We start from the raw sequence: 17,883 nt of genomic DNA on the forward strand, positions 1-17,883 counted from the left end.
ATCAAAGGACTTTGAGGTGGGCGCAGACGAATCTCACCGAGAAGGATCCGGCCCGGTACGACGCCGAGTGGTGGCGGGAGCACTGGCGTCGTACCAAGGTGCAAGGGGTGATCGTCAACGCCGGCGGCATCGTCGCGTACTACCCGAGCAAGTTCGAGCTGCAGCACCGGGCGGAGTACCTCGGTGATCGTGACCTGTACGGCGAGATCGCCAAGCTCGCGCAGGAGGACGGGCTGACGGTCCTGGCCCGGATGGACTCGAACCGGGCGCATCAGCCGTTGTACGACGCGCATCCGGACTGGTTCGCGATCGATGCTGAGGGCAACCCCTATCGCGCCGGGAAGTTGTACGTCGCCTGTGTGACCGGCCCGTACTACAAGGACTTCCTGACCGGGATCCTCGAGGAGATCATCGAGCGCACGTCACCGGACGGGCTGACCGACAACAGCTGGAGCGGCCTCGGCCGGGACTCGATCTGCTACTGCCCGAACTGTCGCGACAGCTTCGGGCAGGACCTGCCGGCGTCGCCGGACTGGGCCGATCCGGTGTACCGGCAATGGATCCGCTGGAGTTACGACCAGCGGCTCGCGGTCTGGGACCTGAACAACGAGGTGACCCGGCGAGCGGGCGGCCCGGACTGCTTGTGGATCGGGATGAACGGGGGCGAGGTCGTTGCCCAGAGCAAGAGGCTGCGGGATGACGTCGAGATCTGCAAGCGGGCGTCGATCTTCATGCTGGACTCGCAGTGGCGCCACGACGAGTCCGGGTTCCAGGCGAACGCGGACTCCGGCAAGCGCCTGCACGGACTGCTCGGCTGGGACACGCTGATCCCGGAGAGTACCGCGATGTACGACGCCGGCGTACCGACGTTCCGGCTCGGGAGCAAACCCGAACCCGAGGCGCGGATGTGGGCGATCGAGGGCTGGGCCGGCGGGATCCAGCCGTGGTGGCACCACATCGGATCGGTGCACGACGACCGGCGGCAGTACGCGACCGCACAGCCGCTGTTCGAATGGCACGAGGCGAACGAGGAGTACCTCGTCGACCGCGAGCCGGTGGCAACGGTCGGGCTGCTGTGGAGTCAACGGAGCGTGGACTTCCACGGCAAGGATTCGGCTGAGGAGGTGAGCCAGCTGCCCTATCGCGGTTGGGTGGATGCGCTCGTCCGGGCGCGGATCCCGTACCTGCCGACGGCCGAGGTGGATGAGCGCTTCCAGGTGCTTGTCGTGCCGAACGTCGGGGTGCTGACCGACGAGCAGATCGCGCAACTGCAGGCCTACAGCGGCCGGCTGGTCGTGACCGGTGAGTCGGGGCTCTACGACGAGTGGGGCGATCGCCGGGACGACTGGGCGTTGGGTGACCTGCTGGGAGTCCGGCACGCCGGCAAGCGGCTCGGCGACGGGACCGTGACGGACTGGGAGAACTACGACAGTCACAGCTACCTACGGATCGAGGACCGGGCGGTTTTCGACGGCGACACCGACGTACTGCCGTTCGGAGGGCAGCTGGAGGTCGTGGAGGCCGACAAACCCGCGCTGACCTGGATCCCGCCGTTCCCGATCTATCCGCCGGAGAAATCGTGGATGGAGGAGCCGCAGAGCGATACCCCGGCGCTGGTCCTCGGCGAGCGTACGGCGTACCTCGCGGCCGATCTGGACCGTCAGTACGCGAAGCACCACCACCCGGATCACGGGAAGGTGCTTGCGAACCTGGTCCAGCACGACGGGATCCCGCTGCGCGTCGAGGGCGCCGGCGTACTGGATTGTCAGCTCTACAAGCAGGGTGACCGGCACATCCTGCACCTGGTCAACCTGGACCAGGGAGGCGCCTGGCGCGGTCGGCTGGAGGAGTTCACGCCGGCCGGGCCGTTCACGGTGTCGCTCCGGGCGAGCGGGTCGCGGGCGCAGCTCCTCGTCTCGGGTGATGAGGTAGAAGTGAAGGAGCAGGACGGCTGGATTACGGTCGAGGTAGACCGGATCACCGATCACGAAGTCGTAGTACTCAGCTAAGGAGCCCCTTGTGTCCATCGACGTCACCGGCCCGATGAACGAGCGGTACGACGAGATTCTCACCGAGCGTGCGCTCGGACTCATCGAGACGTTGCACCGCACGTACGACGGGCGGCGGAAAGAGCTGCTGGAGCGCCGCGAGCAGCGGGTCGCGGAGATCGCGGCCGGGGCGTCGCTGGGGTTCCTGCCGGAGACGAAGGACGTCCGGGACGACCCGGAGTGGCGGGTCGCGCCCGCCGCTCCGGGCCTGGTCGACCGGCGGGTGGAGATCACCGGCCCGACCGACCGGAAGATGACCATCAACGCGCTGAACTCCGGCGCGAAGGTCTGGCTGGCCGACCAGGAGGACGCGAACACGCCCACCTGGGAGAACGTGGTCGGCGGCCAGCTCAACCTGCTCGACGCGATCACCCGCAAGATCGACTTCAGCACCGACGCGAAGAGCTACGCGCTGAAGCCGGACGAGGAGCTCGCGACGATCGTCGTACGGCCCCGCGGCTGGCACCTGCCGGAGAAGCACATCCAGGTCGACGGGGAGCCGGTCAGCGGTTCGCTGGTCGACTTCGCGCTGTACTTCGCCGCGTGTGCGGAACTGCAGATCACCCGCGGGCAAGGACCGTACTTCTACCTGCCGAAGATGGAGTCGCACCTCGAGGCACGCCTCTGGAACGACGTGTTCGTGACCGCGCAGGACACGATCGGGATCCCGCGCGGGACGATCCGGGCGACCGTGCTGATCGAGACGTACCCGGCCGCGTTCGAGATGGAAGAGATCTTGTACGAACTGCGCGACCACTCCGCCGGGCTGAATGCCGGGCGCTGGGACTACATGTTCAGCGTGATCAAGACGCACCGGACCCGCGGTACGGACTTCCAGCTGCCGGACCGGAACAGCGTGACGATGACCGTCCCGTTCATGCGTGCGTACACGGAGCTGCTGGTGCGGACCTGCCACAAGCGCGGCGCGCACGCGATCGGCGGGATGGCGGCGTTCATCCCGAGCAAGGACCCGGCGGTCAACGAGCAGGCGTTCGCGAAGGTCGAGGCGGACAAGACGCGCGAGGCCGGCGACGGCTTCGACGGCTCGTGGGTCGCGCACCCCGGCATGGTCGAGACCTGCCGGACCGTGTTCGACTCGGTCCTCGGCGACAAGCCCAACCAGGTCGACAAGCTCCGCGAGGATGTCGCGGTCACGGCCGACCAGCTGCTGGACGTCGCCGCCACGCCAGGTGAGGTCACCGAGGCCGGCCTGCGGAACAATGTCAGCGTCGCCGTGCAGTACCTGGCCGCCTGGCTCGAGGGCACCGGGGCGGTCGGCATCTTCAACCTGATGGAGGATGCCGCGACCGCCGAGATCTCCCGCTCGCAGATCTGGCAGTGGCGCCGCAACCAGGTCGTCCTCGACACCGGCGAGACCGTAACCACGGATCTGGTCGAGCGGATCGCGGACGAGGAGATCGACAAGCTCGGCAACCCCGACCGCTACGACGCGGCCCGGGCGCTGTTCCTCGAGGTAGCCCTCGCCGACGAGTACATCGACTTCCTGACGCTCCCGGCGTACGAACGCTTCAGCTGACAAGGAGATCTGCCGCCTTTCGGCACCGCTGGTCACGATCTTTTCGGTAATGGCCGTAAAGCGTTGACATCGACGCTTCGACGGCCCTACGGTCGCGACCATAAGTCGAGTTCCGGACGCCAGAAAGGCGGCACTCCCTTGCCCAAGCCTGCGTGGTCCAGCACGGCGCCGCCGGTCGGTCAGACCCGGCGCGACTTCCTCCGACTGTCCGGTCTGACCCTCGCCGCGCTCGGCGGCAGTTGGTCGCTGACCGGCTGCGGACTGTTCGGCGACGACAACGACAAGGCCGCCAACGGCCAGTCGACGCTGAAGATCGACTACGTTCCGGTCGAGGTGCTCGACCCGCAGGTGATCACCAACGGCATGTGGATCCTCAGCCGCGGGATCTCCGAGGGCCTGGTCACCCAGACGGAGAAGGGCGACGACGTCCAGCCGGCCGTCGCGTCCGAGTGGAAGATCTCCGACGACAACCTGACCTACACGTTCACCTTGCGGGACAACGCCCAGTGGTCCGACGGCAAGCCTGTCGTCGCCCAGGACTTCGAACGGACCTACAAGCGGCTGTTCACCCCGGCCGGTGGCTCGGCCGGCGGTACCACCCTCGGAGCCAACAGCTACCAGACCGCGACCGGGATCAAGGGCGCCCAGGACTTCCTGTCCGGCGTGCTGACCGACTGGTCGAAGGTCGGCGTGAAGGCGACCGGGGACCACGAGCTGGTCCTGACTCTCTCGAATCCCAACCCGGATTTCCTGCTCGCGCTCACCCACCCGGCGATGCTGCCGCTGCCGATGGACCTGGTCGAGGGCAAGCCGAAGGACTGGCAGAACCCGCCGAACTACGTGTCCAACGGCGCGTACACGGTCAGCGAGTGGGTCGCGAACTCGCGGCTGATCCTGGTGCCGAACGAGAAGTACTGGGACCGCGACAAGGTCAAGCTCGGCCGGATCCAGGTCAACCTGGTCGAGCCGAGCGCGGCGGCGACCGCGACCGTTCCGTACGAGAACGGCGAGACGGACCTGGTCCAGCTGAGCGGTCCCGACGTACTGCGGTTCCAGAAGAACGCGGACCTGTCGAAGCAGCTCCAGCAGACCGAGAACTACAGCATCCTCTACCTGGCGAAGCTGCGCAGCCAGCACAAGGCCATGGAGGACGTCCGCGTCCGCAAGGCGCTGTCGCTCGCGCTCGACCGCAAGACGCTGGCCGGTGTGCAGCCGGGGCAGGAGCCGGGCGTCTCGCTGGTGACCAGCCGTACTGCGGGCTGGGACGAGAGCATCGGGATCAAGGACGACGTCGCCGAGGCGAAGCGGCTGCTGGCCGAGGCCGGCTACCCGAACGGTCAGGGTCTGCCGCCGGTGCGGCTGCTGGTCGGCGTACCGGACACCACGCTCGCCGACGCGATCGTGGACAGCTGGACCAAGCAGCTCGGTATCAAGGCGAGTGTCGACCACGTCGAGGCCGGCGTGTACACCGAGCGGCGCTGGCAGGTCCAGAAGGGCAACTACATCGGCTTCTACTACGGCACCTTTGCGGGTCTGCCGACGTGGCCGACGATGGTCGGGTCGCTGTGGTCGCCGAAGAACGTGCAGGAGATCAGCCTGCCGAGTGACCAGTGGCAGAAGTACCAGGCGTTGCAGGACAACAAGAACCTGAAGCCGGCTGACAAGACCGCCCAGCTCAACGCCGTACTGGCCGAGCACGCGTCGGCTCCCGCGCGGGAGATCGGTGCACTGGTCGACAAGGCCAACGTCGAGACGGACGACGCGAAGCGGATGGCGTTGTACAAGCAGGCCGCGAAGCTGCGCGAGGAGCAGTACCTGTACCTGCCGGTGCTCTGGCTGAGTCTGTTCCACGCGGTCAAACCGAAGGTGCACGGCCTGCAGTTGCGGGCGTATCCGGACTACTTCTATCTCAAGCCGCTGAGTGTAGGGAGCTGACGGTGGGGCTCGCCATCTACATCGGCAAACGGCTGGTGCGGCTGGTCCTGTCCTTGATCGCGGTGTCGATCCTGACCTTCACACTGCTACAGCTTGCCCCGGGCAACTTCGCCGATCTGCAGCGGGTGAACAGCGGCGCGACGAACTTCGGCGGCGTCGGCACCGAGTCGATGGTCGGCGAGCTCGAGTCCCGGTACGGCGCCGACGTACCCGTCTGGAAGCAGTACGTGATCTTCATGAAGGGTGCTGTCGTCTGGGATTTCGGCCCGTCGTACAAGTACGCGAGCCGCAACGTGCAGGACATCATCTCGGAGGCGTTCCCGGTGTCGGCGACGCTGGCGTTGCTGGCGGTCGTGCTCGCCCTGCTGATCGCCGTACCGGTCGGGGTGTTCGCGGCGCTGCGGCAGAACAGCAAGGCCGATCACGGGACGATGTTCGTGGTCACGCTCGGGCACGCGTTGCCGAGTTATCTCAGTGCGGCGTTCATGATCTTGTTGTTCTCGGCAACGTTGAAGTTGTTGCCTTCGGGTGGGTGGAACGGGCCGAAGGACCTGATTCTGCCGGTGCTGGCGCTGAGTCTCGGGCCGGCTGCCGTGCTGGCGCGGTACGTGCGGTCGAGCATGCTGGAGACGCTGCGCGAGGAGTACGTCACGGCGGCGATCGCGAAGGGCGGACCTCGGCGTACGGTCATCGTCCGTCATGCATTGCGTAACTCGTTGATTCCTTTGGTGACCGTGGCCGGGCCGTTGCTGGCGGCATTGATGACCGGCACGGTGTTCGTCGAGGCGCTGCTGCGGATCCCAGGGCTGGGGCTGTACTTCGCGAACGCGGCGGCGAGCCGGGACATGCCGCTGCTGATGGGTACGGCGTTGTTCTTCGCGCTGATCCTGATGGTGACCAACCTGGTTGTGGATCTGATCTATCGCTTCCTCGATCCCCGAATCCGCACGGTGGGAGGTGTGTCCGATGACGGCCACTGAGGGCATCTCGGTCGCGGCCGGCGAGCCTGAGCGGGCTGCGCGTGGTCCGTTGGCGCGGGCCTGGTCGCGGTTTCGTCAGCACCGGTTGGCGTTCGGGAGTCTGATCTTCTGCTCGCTGCTGATCATCACGGCGATCGCGGCGCCACTGATCGCGCCGTACGGCTATGAAGAGACCGACATCCAGCACAAGCTGGCGGGGCCGGGGTCAGAGGGGCATCTGCTCGGGACCGATCTGCTCGGGCGGGACATTCTCAGTCGGTTGATCTACGGACTGCAGACGGCATTGACGGTGGCATTTGGGGCGGAGTTGACCGCGCTCGTGCTGGCGTTGGCGATCGGATTGCTTGCGGGTTATCTCGGCGGGCGGGTCGAGTCGTTGCTGATGGCATTCACCGATGTGATGTACGCGTTCCCTAGTTATCTGTTCGCGGTGGTGATGGTGACGGTTCTTGGTCGCAGCATCTTCGCGCTGGTGGTGGCGATCGGGATCGCGTCGTGGGTCACGCAGGCGCGGCTGGTGCGGGCGCAGGTGATGACGATCAAGGAGCGCGAGTACGTCGAGGCGGCCAGGTCGATGGGCGCGAAGGGCAGCACGATCGCGATCCGGTACATCCTGCCGAACGCGATCGGGCCGATCCTGGTCACGACGAGCTTCGCGATCCCGGCCGCGATCGCTGCTGAGGCCGGTCTGGCTCTGCTCGGGTTGGGCGTTCAGCCGCCGACGCCTTCGTGGGGCGCGATGATCAGCGAGGGCAGTCGGTACTTGTTGGCGGCGCCGCACATGCTGGTTGCGCCGGCGGTGCTGTTTGCCCTTACTTTGCTGGCGTTCACGTGGATCGGTGACGGCGTACGGGATGCCTTCGACCCGAGCGGGGAGCAGCGATGAGCGATGAGGCTTTGCTGTCGGTGCGCGATCTGCGTACGACCTTCGGCTCGTTGACTGCGGTCGACGGGGTGTCGTTCGACGTACGGCGTGGGCAGGCGCTCGCGATCGTCGGCGAGAGCGGTAGCGGGAAGAGCGTGACCATGCGCAGTGTGATGGGGATCCTGCCGCGGACGGCGCGGATCACCGGCGGGCAGGCGTACTTCGGCGGGCGCGATCTGCTGGCGATCGGGGACAAGGAGTTGCGCCGGGTCCGCGGGCGGGAGATCGCGATGGTGTTCCAGAGTGCGATGGAGGCGATGAACCCGACGCTGACGCTCGAGCGGCAGTTGACCGAGCATCTGATCTGGCACGGCCTTTGCAACAAGGCGGAGGCACGGAAGCGCGCCGTACGGGCGCTTGGGGATGTGGGGATTCCTGATCCGGAGAAGCGGATCCGGACGTATCCGTTCCAGCTGTCGGGCGGAATGCGGCAGCGGGCGATGATCGCGATGGCGATGGTGACCGAGCCGGACCTGTTGATCGCCGACGAGCCGACGACGGCGGTCGACGTGACTGTGCAGCGGCAGATCCTGGATCTGTTGAAGGGGCTGAAGGATCGCGGTACTGGGGTCATCATGATCACGCACGACCTCGGTGTTGCGCGCTACTTCTGCGACGACGCGGTGGTGATGTACGCCGGGCGCGTGGTCGAACGCGCGCCGATGGGTTCGCTGCTGGACGATCCGCGCCATCCGTACACGGTCGGCCTGCTCGGCTCGAGCGTCGAGGTCGGTGGACGGGAGCTGGCCTTGCGGCCGATCCCCGGCAGTCCGCCCGACCTGTTGCGGCGGCCTGAGGGCTGCGCCTTCCATCCCCGCTGCCCACGCGCCGAACTCCCCCAATGCCAAACCAACCAGGAGCCCCTCCCCATCGGCCCCACCCGATCCGCCGCCTGCTGGAAGGCAACCACCGATGCCTGACGAACTCCCTCACACCTCGTCTGACGAGCTGGTCCCCGCTCCGTCGTCTGACGAGCTGACCCGCGCGTCGTCGCCTCGCGAGCTGACCCGCGCTTCGTCCCCTGACGAACTGGCTGACGCCGCGTCGCGTGACGAGCATGTCCATGCCTCGGCGCGTGACCAGCTGACCCACGCTTCGTCGCCGCGCGAGCTCGCCTCGTCGCGGGACGAGCTGGTCCGCGCATCGTCGGCTGGTGAGTTGGTTTGCGCCGAGTCGGTGACGAAGGTCTTCCGTACGCGTGCGGGCGAGGTGCGTGCTGTCGACGACGTTTCGCTGACTGTGCATCGCGGGGAGACGCTCGGGCTGGTCGGCGAGAGCGGTAGCGGGAAGTCGACGGTGGCGCGGCTGATGATGGGGTTGCAGCCGTGTACGTCGGGGCGCGTCGTGTTCGACGGGAAGGATCTCGGCCGGCTGCCGGCGCGGGAACTGCGGGTACTGCGCCCGCGGATGCAGATGGTGTTCCAAAACCCGTACGGCTCGCTCCTGCCGCACTTCAGCGCGATCGGCAACGTGATGGAGCCGCTCCGGCTACACGATCGCGGCGACAAGGCATCCCGACGTACTCGCGCACTCGAACTGCTCGACTTGGTAGGTATCAACACCCACAACGCAGAGCTGTACCCGCGACAGTTCTCCGGCGGCCAACAACAACGAATCGCAATCGCCCGAGCCCTCGCCCTGGAGCCCGACCTACTCGTCTGCGACGAGCCAACCTCATCCCTGGACGTCTCAATCCAGGCACAAATCCTCGAACTCTTCACCGACCTCCGCAACCGCCTCGGTCTGTCGATGCTGTTCATCTCCCACAACCTCGCAGTAGTAGAACGCCTGGCCGACCGAGTAGCGGTAATGAACAAAGGCCGCGTAGTCGAGGAAAGCCCAACAGAAGCCCTCTTCCACGCCCCCAAAGACAACTACACCCGCCAACTCCTATCCGCCGTACTCCCAGTCCGCCAGCAGTAAGCCCCCGTGTGCTCCCGGTCCGCGGGAAGGCCCCCCGCGTGCTCCGGGTGCGCGGGAACCCCCGCGTGCTCCGTGGCCGCCTCTCGTCGCTCCGCTCCTCGGCGCGACCACTCCGCACGCTGCCCACCCACCCCCCGGCTCATCGCCGGTACATCCTTTCCGGCTATCGCCGGGCGTTTCCGGCTATCGCCGGATGTAGCGGCTGTCGCCCGCTGCGTGCTTCGTGGCCGCCTCTCGTCGCTGCGCTCCTCGGCGCGCCCACTACGCGCGCACCCCTCCGCCCAGCTCGCTCCACGCGCACCGCCTATCCCCGCACGTCCCGCGGATCTCGCCCCTCCCCGCACGCCGCCTATCCCCGGGCTTGTCGCCGGTGCATCCTTTCCGGCTGCCGCCGGGACCTGCCGGCTCGCGCCGAACCTTGCGGCTGCTGCCGGCCGACTCCGCCCCTGCGTGCTTCCCTCCGTCCAGCTCACTCCGCGCGCACCGCCTATCCCCGCACGTCCCGCGGATCTCGCCCATCCCCGCACGGCCCGCCCATCCACGGGCTTTGTCGCCGGTGCATCCTTTCCGGCTGGCACGGGCTTCGGCTTCTGTCGGGGGCAATCCTCTTGTGCTTCGTGGTCGCGTCGCCGCACCCCTCGGCATGCCCGCTACTCGCGCATCCCTCCGCCCAGCTCACTCCACGCGCACCGCCTATCCCCGCACGTCCCGCGGATCTCACCCATCCCCGCACACCCCGTCCACTCCGCGGTCTATCGCGGGTGCGTCGTTCCCGGTTATCGCCAGATCTCCGGCCGGGCGCTCGACATGCGGCTGATGCCGGGTTGTGGTTTGCGTTGGGTGTGGACCGAGTGCGCGGAGGTTCGGCATCGCTCGGCGAGGTGACTGTCGTAGGCTGGGCGCCGATGTGCGAGGTTGGCTCATCGCATGTGGGGGTGTGAAGTTGCCCGGGGTCGGGTGAGCTTTCAGGGGGCAGGGGTCCGCGAGATCGGGGTGACGGCGCGTCAAGGGTTTCGTTGGACGGGGAGCGTGAGCCCGTGTTGGACGACCCTGAGGCGCCCGGTCTCAGGCTGCTGTGATCTCGACTCCATCACCGTCAGCCGTGAAGAGCCGCGTTTCCCTGCCTAGTTTCAGGAGCCCGTGATGGATGACGAGATTCAGCTGATTAGTGACGGTGACGGGTTGGCGGTTATTGGGGATCCGGCGGCTGTTGAGCGATTCCTTGTCTCCGAAGGACTGACGTCGAAGGATCTCGGGCTGCCGCGGCTCGGGACTGTTCTCAGTGCCGGGTCCGCAGTAACACAGGCGGGTTCCGAGATTGCTGCCAACTCGGGTCGCTGGGTGAAGCTGAGCAAGAAGTCTGCGCAGCTTGTTCAGAAGCACGGGCTGAGGGAAAGCTCGAAGACACATCTGAGCACGGGCGTCGTGAGGGGAAAACACGGCCAGATCAAAGGCTTTGTCGAATTCACCAAGGGAAGTCTTCTGACCAACCCGGCGGTTCTCGCCGGCGCGGCGGGGATCATGGCGCAGCTTGCTATGCAGCAGGCGATGGATGAGATCACCGACTATCTCGCCACGATCGACAAGAAGGTTGACGACGTACTCCGTGCTCAGAAGGACGCGGTGTTCGCGGACCTCATTGGCGTGGACTTCGTGCTTCAAGAGGCCATGACCATCCGGGAGCAGGTCGGCACCGTCTCCGAGGTGACGTGGTCGAAGGTGCAGGCCACCTCGCTGACGATCGCCCGAACCCAGGCGTACGCGTTGCGTCAGCTCGACGCACTCGCGGAGAAGCTGGAGTCCGAACCCAAGATCGGTGATCTCGCCAAGGCGGCGAAGGAAGCCAGGTCCAAGGTTCAGGAGTGGCTCGCCGTTCTGGCCCGCTGCTTCCAGCTGCAGGACGCGATCGCCGTACTCGAACTCGACCGCGTACTGGGTGCGTCTCCGGACGAGCTGGACCGGCATCGCCTCGCCCTCCGGGTTGCGCGCAACAACCGGCTGGATCTCATCTCGCGGAGCACCGAGCGCCTGATGGTCCGCATGGATGCGGCCGCCGGTACGGCGAACACAAAGGTGCTGCTGCATCCGACCTCCGCCCGCGAAGTGGTCGATTCGAGCAACCAGGTCGCGGAGACCGTGGTGGAGTTCCACGCGCTGCTCGGGATCGAGCGTGGTCGGGAATCGCTGGAGGCGAGAAGGTGGACAGAGGCGGCCACCGAGGTGAGAGACAAGGCATTCGATGCGGGAGCAGACGGCGTCGGTGCTGCCAGGCGCCTCGGCGGCGAGACGTTCGACCTGGCCAAGTCGACGACGGGCAGGTTCTCGAAGGGACTTACGGATCGGGTACGCCGTCGGCGTACGGCGGACGACGAATTGGACCAGGAAGGCTGATCGGGCGCCGGCGGGCTCCCGCGGTTAGGCAAGGCCGAGGTCGGCAACGCTGGTCGTGAGCCGGCGGAGGTGGTCGAGCTTGGCGGGGAAGCCTTGCAGTAGGTGGGCGATGGCGGCGTCGATCGTCGCGGGGTCGCCCATCCAGCGGGCCGCGGTGGATTCGCCGAGTGAGACGCGGATCTGCTCGGCGAGGATCTGGAGGTGATTGCGGGTCACGCTGAGGAACAGATCCGGCCCGGCCCATCCGAGCTCGCCGCCGGCTTCGACGTACGCGGTGAGGATCTTGTTGATCTGCTGGGGGTTGTCGGCTCCGAAGATGTATGCGACTCGTGCCGCCTCGAGGACCGCGCTGTCGGTCCGCACGCTGTCCCAGTCGACGAGGACGGGGCCGGTGGGGGACGTGACGATGTTGTGGGTCTTGAAGTCGCCATGCGTTGTGACGATGTCTGGGGCGATGTCGAGCAGCTCGGTGACGCGCTCGGTCGCGGCGAGGATGTGTGGAAGACAGTCCGCGCATAGGCCCGCCCAAGACGTGTCACGATCCCTGGCCTTCGCGAACCACCCGTCCCAGGTCTCAGACGATTGAGTCGCTGGCCGCCACCACTCAGGCAGGCCGATCGCGCCGAGCGGCTGCAGTTGATGGACCTCCACCATCGTCCGTCCGAGCCAGGCCGAGACGTCTCCGTCGTACGTCCGGTGCTCGATCCACCGGTAGACCCGAAACAGCCGGTCCCCGATGAGGGTGAGCCAATCCAGGACCGGATCGATCGGTACGACCGGCTCCGGCATGTCGACGCCGGCCGCGCGGCCCTTGCGCTCGAACGCCATCGCGACCGCCAGTTGGTCGATCAGGTGCTCGCCGTTGAACTGGCTGCCGATAGTCGGAAAGTACCCTTTGACGAAATAGCTTCCGGTCGAGGTGCCGAGCCGCCAGGTGTCGGCACCACCCCGCCTGAAATGCACGAGTCCGCCGTCGGGTTCGTCCAAGCCGAACGCGAGCGCGACTTCCCCGGCAGACGGCGTGTACAAGTTCCCCTCCAGCTACAGCGGATTCGTCGATGGTTCCAACGCCAACCCGCGCTGCAAGGTTCCCTGCACAAACACGTTCAAGTAGCTCACTTCCACGCGAGGTGTGAACGGGGCTCATCGCAGAAACCCTTTACTGGCAGGGATATCCGCCGACAGACGATCCCGACGGTGGGCGGGAGCACGCGGCGGAGAGCGCCCTGCAGAAGCCGCAACCCGGCGAAGCCGTCACGTCCGGCGGTAGTCGGAATGGATGCTCCGGCGACGAGTCGGGGGTGGCCGCGAAGCACGCGGGGCCGTGCCAGGCGGAAGGGGCAGCCCGGCGAAGCCGTCACCCGAGGCGGTAGTCGGAATAGATGCTTCGGCGGTGAACCCGGGGGCGGCGGACGGGGTGCGCGCGAGAGCTGTGCCCGGCGGAAGCCGTAGCCCGGCGAAGCCGTCGCGCCGGGCGGCGGTCGGAATGGATGCTTCGGCGGTGAGCCCGGGGGCGGCGGACGCGGGGCTGTGCACGGCGGTAGCCGCAAATCCGGCGGTAGCCGGCACGGCCCGCGATAGCGGGAAGATCCCCGGCGATAGCCGGAAGGGATGCTCCGGCGATAGCCGGGGGTGGGTGGGGTGCGGGCGTAGTGGTCGCGCCGAGGAGCGGAGCGACGAGAGGCGGCCGCGGAGCACGCGGGGGCATTCCCCGCGGAGCACGCCGGGCATTCGCGGCGGCAGCCCCCGCGCGCGGGGCTACCGGACGGCCTTGGTGATGGTGGTGGCTATGGATCGGGTTTGGGGTTCGGTGCCGAGGAGGTAGGTCTGGGGGAGCCAGATTGTGTCGGTGGAGACGGTGTCGGCGTTGGGGCAGTCGGGGGTTGGGTAGGGCTGGCCTAGTTTGGTTGTGATGGCTTGGGATTCTCGGAGTACGGCGGTGTTTCGGTGGAGCGGGACGTAGCCGGAGGACGCGCGAGTGAGGCCGTCTGCGGCGAGAGCTTCCAGGACGGCATCGCGGTGTCCGGGGAGGCGGAGCATGAAGAGGTGGCGGCCGTGGGCCGTGATGGCGGGGTCTTCCGGGGCGAGACGGATGCCGTCGACGTCGCGGAGTAGCTCCGTCAGCAGGCGAGCGTTGCGTTCACGGATCTCCTGCACCGCTGGGTGGCGACGGAGCTGAACTCTCAGGATCGCCGCCTGGAACTCCGTCAACCGCAGGTTGTACCCGACCACCTCATGTTGATACCACCCACCGCCCGGCACCCGGCCGACATTGACGAGCGAGTACAGCGCACCCGCCAGCTGCTCGTTGTCCGTGAGTACGGCGCCGCCCTCGCCGGCCGTGATGTTCTTGCTGCTCTGGAAGCTGAACGTGCCGAGATCACCGATCGCGCCGACCGGCCGACCCTTGTACGCCGCCCCATGCGCCTGCGCCGCGTCCTCGACAATCGTCAGGCCGTGCCGCGCACCAAGTGCAGTGAAAGCATCCAAATCCGCCGGCCGACCCGCGAGATGGACGACGATGACCGCCTTCGTCCGCGCGGTGATAGCCCCCTCCGCGGCCACCGGATCGAGCAGATGGGTATCCGGATCCACGTCCGCAAACACCGGAACCGCCCCCACGAACAGCGCCGCCGAAGCAGTCGCGATGAACGTGTACGGCGGCACGATCACCTCGTCGCCGATACCGACCCCCGCGGCCCGCAGCGCCGCCGCGATCGCCAGCGTGCCGTTGCTCAGGCAGATCCCATAAGCGGCCCGCTGGTACGCCGCGAACTCCCGCTCGAACGTCGCGACGACATCCCCGCTCGTGCTGCCCCAGTTCCCCGAGTGCAGCACGTCGAGCAGCGCCTTCGCCTCATCGTCGTCGTACTGCGGCCACTCCGGCATCATGGTCTGATCACCCATCTGTTGTCTCCGGCAACGAGATCTGCGGACAGTTCGACGAAGGTCCGACCGTGCCGGATCACGGTCCGGGCCGACCCCTCGCCCTCCTTGACGATCGGGTCCAAACCACCACCAGGTACGGCGAGCAGCACTGCGGCACCGGAAACGGGCTCAGCCGCCACCGCACGAACCAAAAGCCCGTCCGCCACTGATTCGACCGAAAGCGTGACGCCCCGCCGGCTCCGCTCCCAAGCATTGATCCGGCCGGCGGTCCACCACGGCATCCCGCGCCGTCGCGCCTCCGCGGCAAGCTCGATACACGCCGCCCGGGTCGCCGGCCGCTTGTGCAGGTGCGGACCATGGAACAGGAAATGCGCGACGCCGTGCACAGCCTGCGCTCCGTCGAGGATCACGTCCCGCACGGCAGAGTGTCCCGCCCAGGCGAGATCCTGTGTGTGCAACGGCAGATTCAGTACGTCGAACAACCGGTTGCCCTCAGCAACTGGACCCATCGGGTACGAAACATGTGTCGCGCCGAACACGAACCCCACGTCACCCTGCTTGCTCGGCCCGCGCGACTCGTCGATCTGGATGCCGAGCCGCTCGCACCAGGTGTAGAACTCGGTCCAGCCTTCCCAGCGCGTGTAGTGGTTCTTGTTCGAAATGATCTGCTCGGTCCCGGTGACGGCCTGCGCCCAGGCGTACTGCGCCCGCATCTGCGGCCAACCCCAGACGGCAAGGTCGGCGTCGCCCATCGCGTTGTAATGCAGGGCATTCTCGTGCCCTGCGGCCGTGATCGCCGCGTGCAGCTCAGCGGAGTACCCGCCGGGGAACACGTGACACCAGGTGACCTCAACCTCGGCCTCGGCGAACGCGTCGAGCGCCGCCTCGCCCTCTTCCTCTTCATTCCCGTCGGAGTCATGCGACATGTGCGCGACGGCATCAACCCCGGCCGGCCAATACCCAAGCCAAGGCACCACGGCACCGGCCTGTTCGGCGCCCCACCACAGGCTCTGCGCGAACAGCGAGCACCACCAGTCGGCCTGCGGCTGATCGAAGATCGGTACGGCGCTCGGCGGCGGGTAGGTGTGCTCGAACGGCTCGACCAACGCCGGCTCGCCCGGCGGCATGGCCCGGTCCCGCTCGAAGCTCAGCGTCATCCCGTCCTCGCACTTGAGGACGCCGTCATCGATCGGCGCAGTACCGTCCGCGGCCGGCTCGCCGTCGGCGGTCACGACGTACCCCTGCTGGATGCGGACGATGCTCTGCCAGAGGTCGACGCCGTACGTCAGCACAGCACCCGCATCGAGCCGACGCAGCGTGATCGCGGCCGCGCCCGAGGACTCCCAGTGCGCGAGTACCTCGACCTCCGTGCCCGTGAGCTGACTCCCGCCGACCGCGTGCAGCGCAACAGGGGGCCGCGACGACCACACTGCGCTTTCCGCCACCACAACGTGGTCCTCCGGGACCAAACCGTCGGCCGATACTCCGGCAAGCCCAGACAGCGGCCCGGGATCGCCCACCAGGATCAGCACGCCGCCGTCGCGTACCCACTGCTCGAGCCCAGGATCGGCCTCAGCGGTGGTCGCGGAGATCAGGACGCCGTCCGCAACACCAGCTTCGGACAGAGGAATCGTCCGGTACGGCAGGCGCAGATGCCCGAGCACCTCGGCCAGATAGACCCACCAGGCGTCCTGACCCGCCTGGTGGGCGCGCTCCGTCGCCACCTGGTTGTCCACGACCGCGACCGCATGACGTTCTGGCACGCGGCCAACCCTGCCGTACCCCTCTACCTTCGGCAAGACCTAAATATCAGTTATGGACGCCCGTAATAACTATCGAGGAGGTTCGACGTTGACCGTCGGGATGCCGCCGCCCGCTCGGGCGATGATCGCGAGGGACGGGTCCGAGCTGGGGTTGCTTTCGCGGTGGATGGTGAAGGCGGGGACATGGACGAAGTCGCCGGCCACCGCGTCGAGGTACTCGTCGGTGCCTTCGAACTCCAACCGGAGTACGCCGCGGACGATGTAGAGGCTGCTCTCGTTCTTGTCATGGTGGTGCCAGCCGGAGATCGCGCCCGGCTCGGTGATCACCTGGCCGGACCACAGAATCGGCAGCTCGAACGCCCGCATCCGCAGCATCCCGGACGTCGGGTCGGCGGCGACCAGATCGCCGGCCTTGATCACGCGAACAGCTTCAGCCATGGCGTCAGTCTCCCTCCGCGGCACTCCGGACGAAACGCCGGTCGGTGTGGATCGACGTAGGCTGCGGAGATGGCAAGCATCGTGTTGCGGGTTCGGCTCATCAGCGGTGACCAACTCGATGTCACCTACGAGGAGGCCGGCGCGACCGATGACGACGTGGTCGATCGCGCGGTCGCGGCGCTCGCGGGCAATACCGGCATGCTCCGGTGCAGGCACGGTGACCGGCTTCTCGTGCTGTACGCGCGCGGTGTCGCCGGCCTGGAGGTCGCGCCGCGGGGCGCGGTGCTGTAGCTAGCGAGCCAGCTGCGGCGCGAGTGCCTTGGCGACGGCCGCGGTCTCGGCGTACACGCCGGGCTTGCCGGGCTGGGCGCAGCCCTGACCCCACGACACGACACCGAGCAGCCGGCCGTTCAGCACCAGCGGACCGCCGGAATCGCCTTGGCAGGCGTCGATCCCGCCGTTGAGGTATCCGGCGCAGACGTTGGTCGCGGCGGCGTACCCGTTGGTGACGTAGCTCTTGACCGCCAGGCAGGTCTTGTCCCCGAGGTCCGGCACCGCTGCCTTCTGCAGCGTGTCGTCCAGCCCGGTCCCTTCCGTGTCACCCCACCCGTAGACCGTCGGTACGGCGCCATTGCGATCCGCCCGCGCCCGCGTCTCGAGCGGCAGCACCGGAACTCCGACGAACGGCTTCGCCAAGGTCAGTACGGCGAAGTCGTAGCGGTTGTCCTTGGTGTTGTACCCGGGATGAATCCACACCTTGCTGATCGCGGATGCCTGCCCGACCGAGTCGTCCGCCAGATTCGCCCGCCCCTGCACGGCGTAGTACGTCGAGATGTCCTCGTCCATGCAGTGCGCGGCCGTGACGATCTTGTTCGGCCGCACGAGTACGGCGCCGCAGTACCGCCCGCTGTCCGACGCGGACTGCGTGTTGTTCAGCGCGATCGCCCACGGCGCCTCGGTCGAACTCGCCAGCGTCCCGCCGACAACGACCGGTTTCGCGCCGGCCGTGACGGCCAGCAGAACCCCGACAACAAGTGCAGCCCGCTTCAGCATT

The 17,883-nt window shown here is 67.2% G+C and carries 14 protein-coding genes; 9 read left to right on the forward strand and 5 right to left on the reverse strand.

Annotation, left to right across the window (positions count from 1 at the left end):
- Positions 1–11: 11 nt before the first annotated feature.
- The 8 genes from FDA38_RS01695 (at position 12) to FDA38_RS01730 (ending at position 11,739) form a co-directional block, all read left to right on the forward strand.
- Complete coding sequence (locus FDA38_RS01695) at positions 12–2,009, forward strand: alpha-amylase family protein (RefSeq protein WP_233714466.1); 1,998 nt, start codon at positions 12–14, stop codon at positions 2,007–2,009.
- Between the two features lie 10 nt (positions 2,010–2,019).
- Complete coding sequence (gene aceB, locus FDA38_RS01700) at positions 2,020–3,585, forward strand: malate synthase A (RefSeq protein ID WP_137252294.1); 1,566 nt, start codon at positions 2,020–2,022, stop codon at positions 3,583–3,585.
- Positions 3,586–3,723: 138 nt separating this feature from the next.
- Positions 3,724–5,520 carry a peptide ABC transporter substrate-binding protein gene (locus FDA38_RS01705; protein ID WP_137252295.1) on the forward strand — a complete coding sequence of 599 codons (1,797 nt, stop codon included), beginning with the start codon at positions 3,724–3,726 and terminating at the stop codon, positions 5,518–5,520.
- A 2-nt stretch (positions 5,521–5,522) separates the two neighbouring features.
- A complete protein-coding gene (locus FDA38_RS01710) occupies positions 5,523–6,500 on the forward strand; it encodes an ABC transporter permease (protein WP_137252296.1) in 978 nt (325 codons plus the stop codon).
- A complete protein-coding gene (locus FDA38_RS01715; protein WP_137252297.1) occupies positions 6,487–7,386 on the forward strand; it encodes an ABC transporter permease in 900 nt (299 codons plus the stop codon). Before FDA38_RS01710 ends, FDA38_RS01715 begins: the two co-directional genes overlap by 14 nt.
- Positions 7,383–8,345 (forward strand): ABC transporter ATP-binding protein, encoded by a 963-nt coding sequence (locus tag FDA38_RS01720; protein WP_137252298.1) that lies wholly within the window; start codon positions 7,383–7,385, stop codon positions 8,343–8,345. The genes FDA38_RS01715 and FDA38_RS01720 overlap by 4 nt, the downstream gene beginning before the upstream one ends.
- The gene (locus tag FDA38_RS01725; RefSeq protein ID WP_137252299.1) at positions 8,338–9,348 is read left to right on the forward strand and encodes an ATP-binding cassette domain-containing protein; all 1,011 of its coding nucleotides are present in this window, start codon (positions 8,338–8,340) and stop codon (positions 9,346–9,348) included. The genes FDA38_RS01720 and FDA38_RS01725 overlap by 8 nt, the downstream gene beginning before the upstream one ends.
- 1,425 nt (positions 9,349–10,773) lie before the next feature.
- Complete coding sequence (locus FDA38_RS01730; protein WP_202877518.1) at positions 10,774–11,739, forward strand: hypothetical protein; 966 nt, start codon at positions 10,774–10,776, stop codon at positions 11,737–11,739.
- 24 nt (positions 11,740–11,763) lie between these two features.
- Here the strand turns inward: FDA38_RS01730 and FDA38_RS01735 are convergent, their stop codons facing one another.
- The 4 genes from FDA38_RS01735 to FDA38_RS01750 all read right to left on the reverse strand — a co-directional run bounded on the left by FDA38_RS01735 (position 11,764) and on the right by FDA38_RS01750 (position 16,829).
- Positions 11,764–12,768: a phosphotransferase gene (locus FDA38_RS01735; RefSeq protein ID WP_170989553.1), complete on the reverse strand. Its 1,005-nt coding sequence runs from the start codon at positions 12,766–12,768 to the stop codon at positions 11,764–11,766.
- A gap of 729 nt (positions 12,769–13,497) precedes the next feature.
- The gene (locus FDA38_RS01740; RefSeq protein WP_137252302.1) at positions 13,498–14,646 is read right to left on the reverse strand and encodes a DegT/DnrJ/EryC1/StrS family aminotransferase; all 1,149 of its coding nucleotides are present in this window, start codon (positions 14,644–14,646) and stop codon (positions 13,498–13,500) included.
- Complete coding sequence (locus FDA38_RS01745) at positions 14,628–16,391, reverse strand: polysaccharide deacetylase family protein (RefSeq protein WP_137252303.1); 1,764 nt, start codon at positions 16,389–16,391, stop codon at positions 14,628–14,630. Before FDA38_RS01745 ends, FDA38_RS01740 begins: the two co-directional genes overlap by 19 nt.
- A gap of 69 nt (positions 16,392–16,460) precedes the next feature.
- A complete protein-coding gene (locus FDA38_RS01750) occupies positions 16,461–16,829 on the reverse strand; it encodes a cupin domain-containing protein (protein ID WP_137252304.1) in 369 nt (122 codons plus the stop codon).
- Positions 16,830–16,898: 69 nt separating this feature from the next.
- Here FDA38_RS01750 and FDA38_RS01755 point away from each other — a divergent pair, with 69 nt between their 5' ends.
- Positions 16,899–17,120: a hypothetical protein gene (locus tag FDA38_RS01755; protein WP_137252305.1), complete on the forward strand. Its 222-nt coding sequence runs from the start codon at positions 16,899–16,901 to the stop codon at positions 17,118–17,120.
- Here the strand turns inward: FDA38_RS01755 and FDA38_RS01760 are convergent, their stop codons facing one another.
- Complete coding sequence (locus tag FDA38_RS01760) at positions 17,121–17,882, reverse strand: S1 family peptidase (RefSeq protein ID WP_137252306.1); 762 nt, start codon at positions 17,880–17,882, stop codon at positions 17,121–17,123.
- Position 17,883: the final 1 nt, after the last annotated feature.

This window comes from Kribbella jiaozuonensis (genome assembly GCF_005233875.1).
GTDB classification, from domain to species: Bacteria; Actinomycetota; Actinomycetes; order Propionibacteriales; family Kribbellaceae; genus Kribbella; species Kribbella jiaozuonensis.

What these genes read in the sequence shown, in the direction of transcription:
- FDA38_RS01715 (WP_137252297.1), top strand. Translation starts at nt 6,487, where the DNA reads ATGACGGCCACTGAGGGCATCTCGGTCGCGGCCGGCGAGCCTGAGCGG.
- FDA38_RS01720 (WP_137252298.1), top strand. Translation starts at nt 7,383, where the DNA reads ATGAGCGATGAGGCTTTGCTGTCGGTGCGCGATCTGCGTACGACCTTC.
- FDA38_RS01725 (WP_137252299.1), top strand. Translation starts at nt 8,338, where the DNA reads ATGCCTGACGAACTCCCTCACACCTCGTCTGACGAGCTGGTCCCCGCT.
- FDA38_RS01740 (WP_137252302.1), bottom strand. Translation starts at nt 14,646, where the DNA reads ATGGGTGATCAGACCATGATGCCGGAGTGGCCGCAGTACGACGACGAT.
- FDA38_RS01750 (WP_137252304.1), bottom strand. Translation starts at nt 16,829, where the DNA reads ATGGCTGAAGCTGTTCGCGTGATCAAGGCCGGCGATCTGGTCGCCGCC.
- FDA38_RS01755 (WP_137252305.1), top strand. Translation starts at nt 16,899, where the DNA reads ATGGCAAGCATCGTGTTGCGGGTTCGGCTCATCAGCGGTGACCAACTC.
- FDA38_RS01760 (WP_137252306.1), bottom strand. Translation starts at nt 17,882, where the DNA reads ATGCTGAAGCGGGCTGCACTTGTTGTCGGGGTTCTGCTGGCCGTCACG.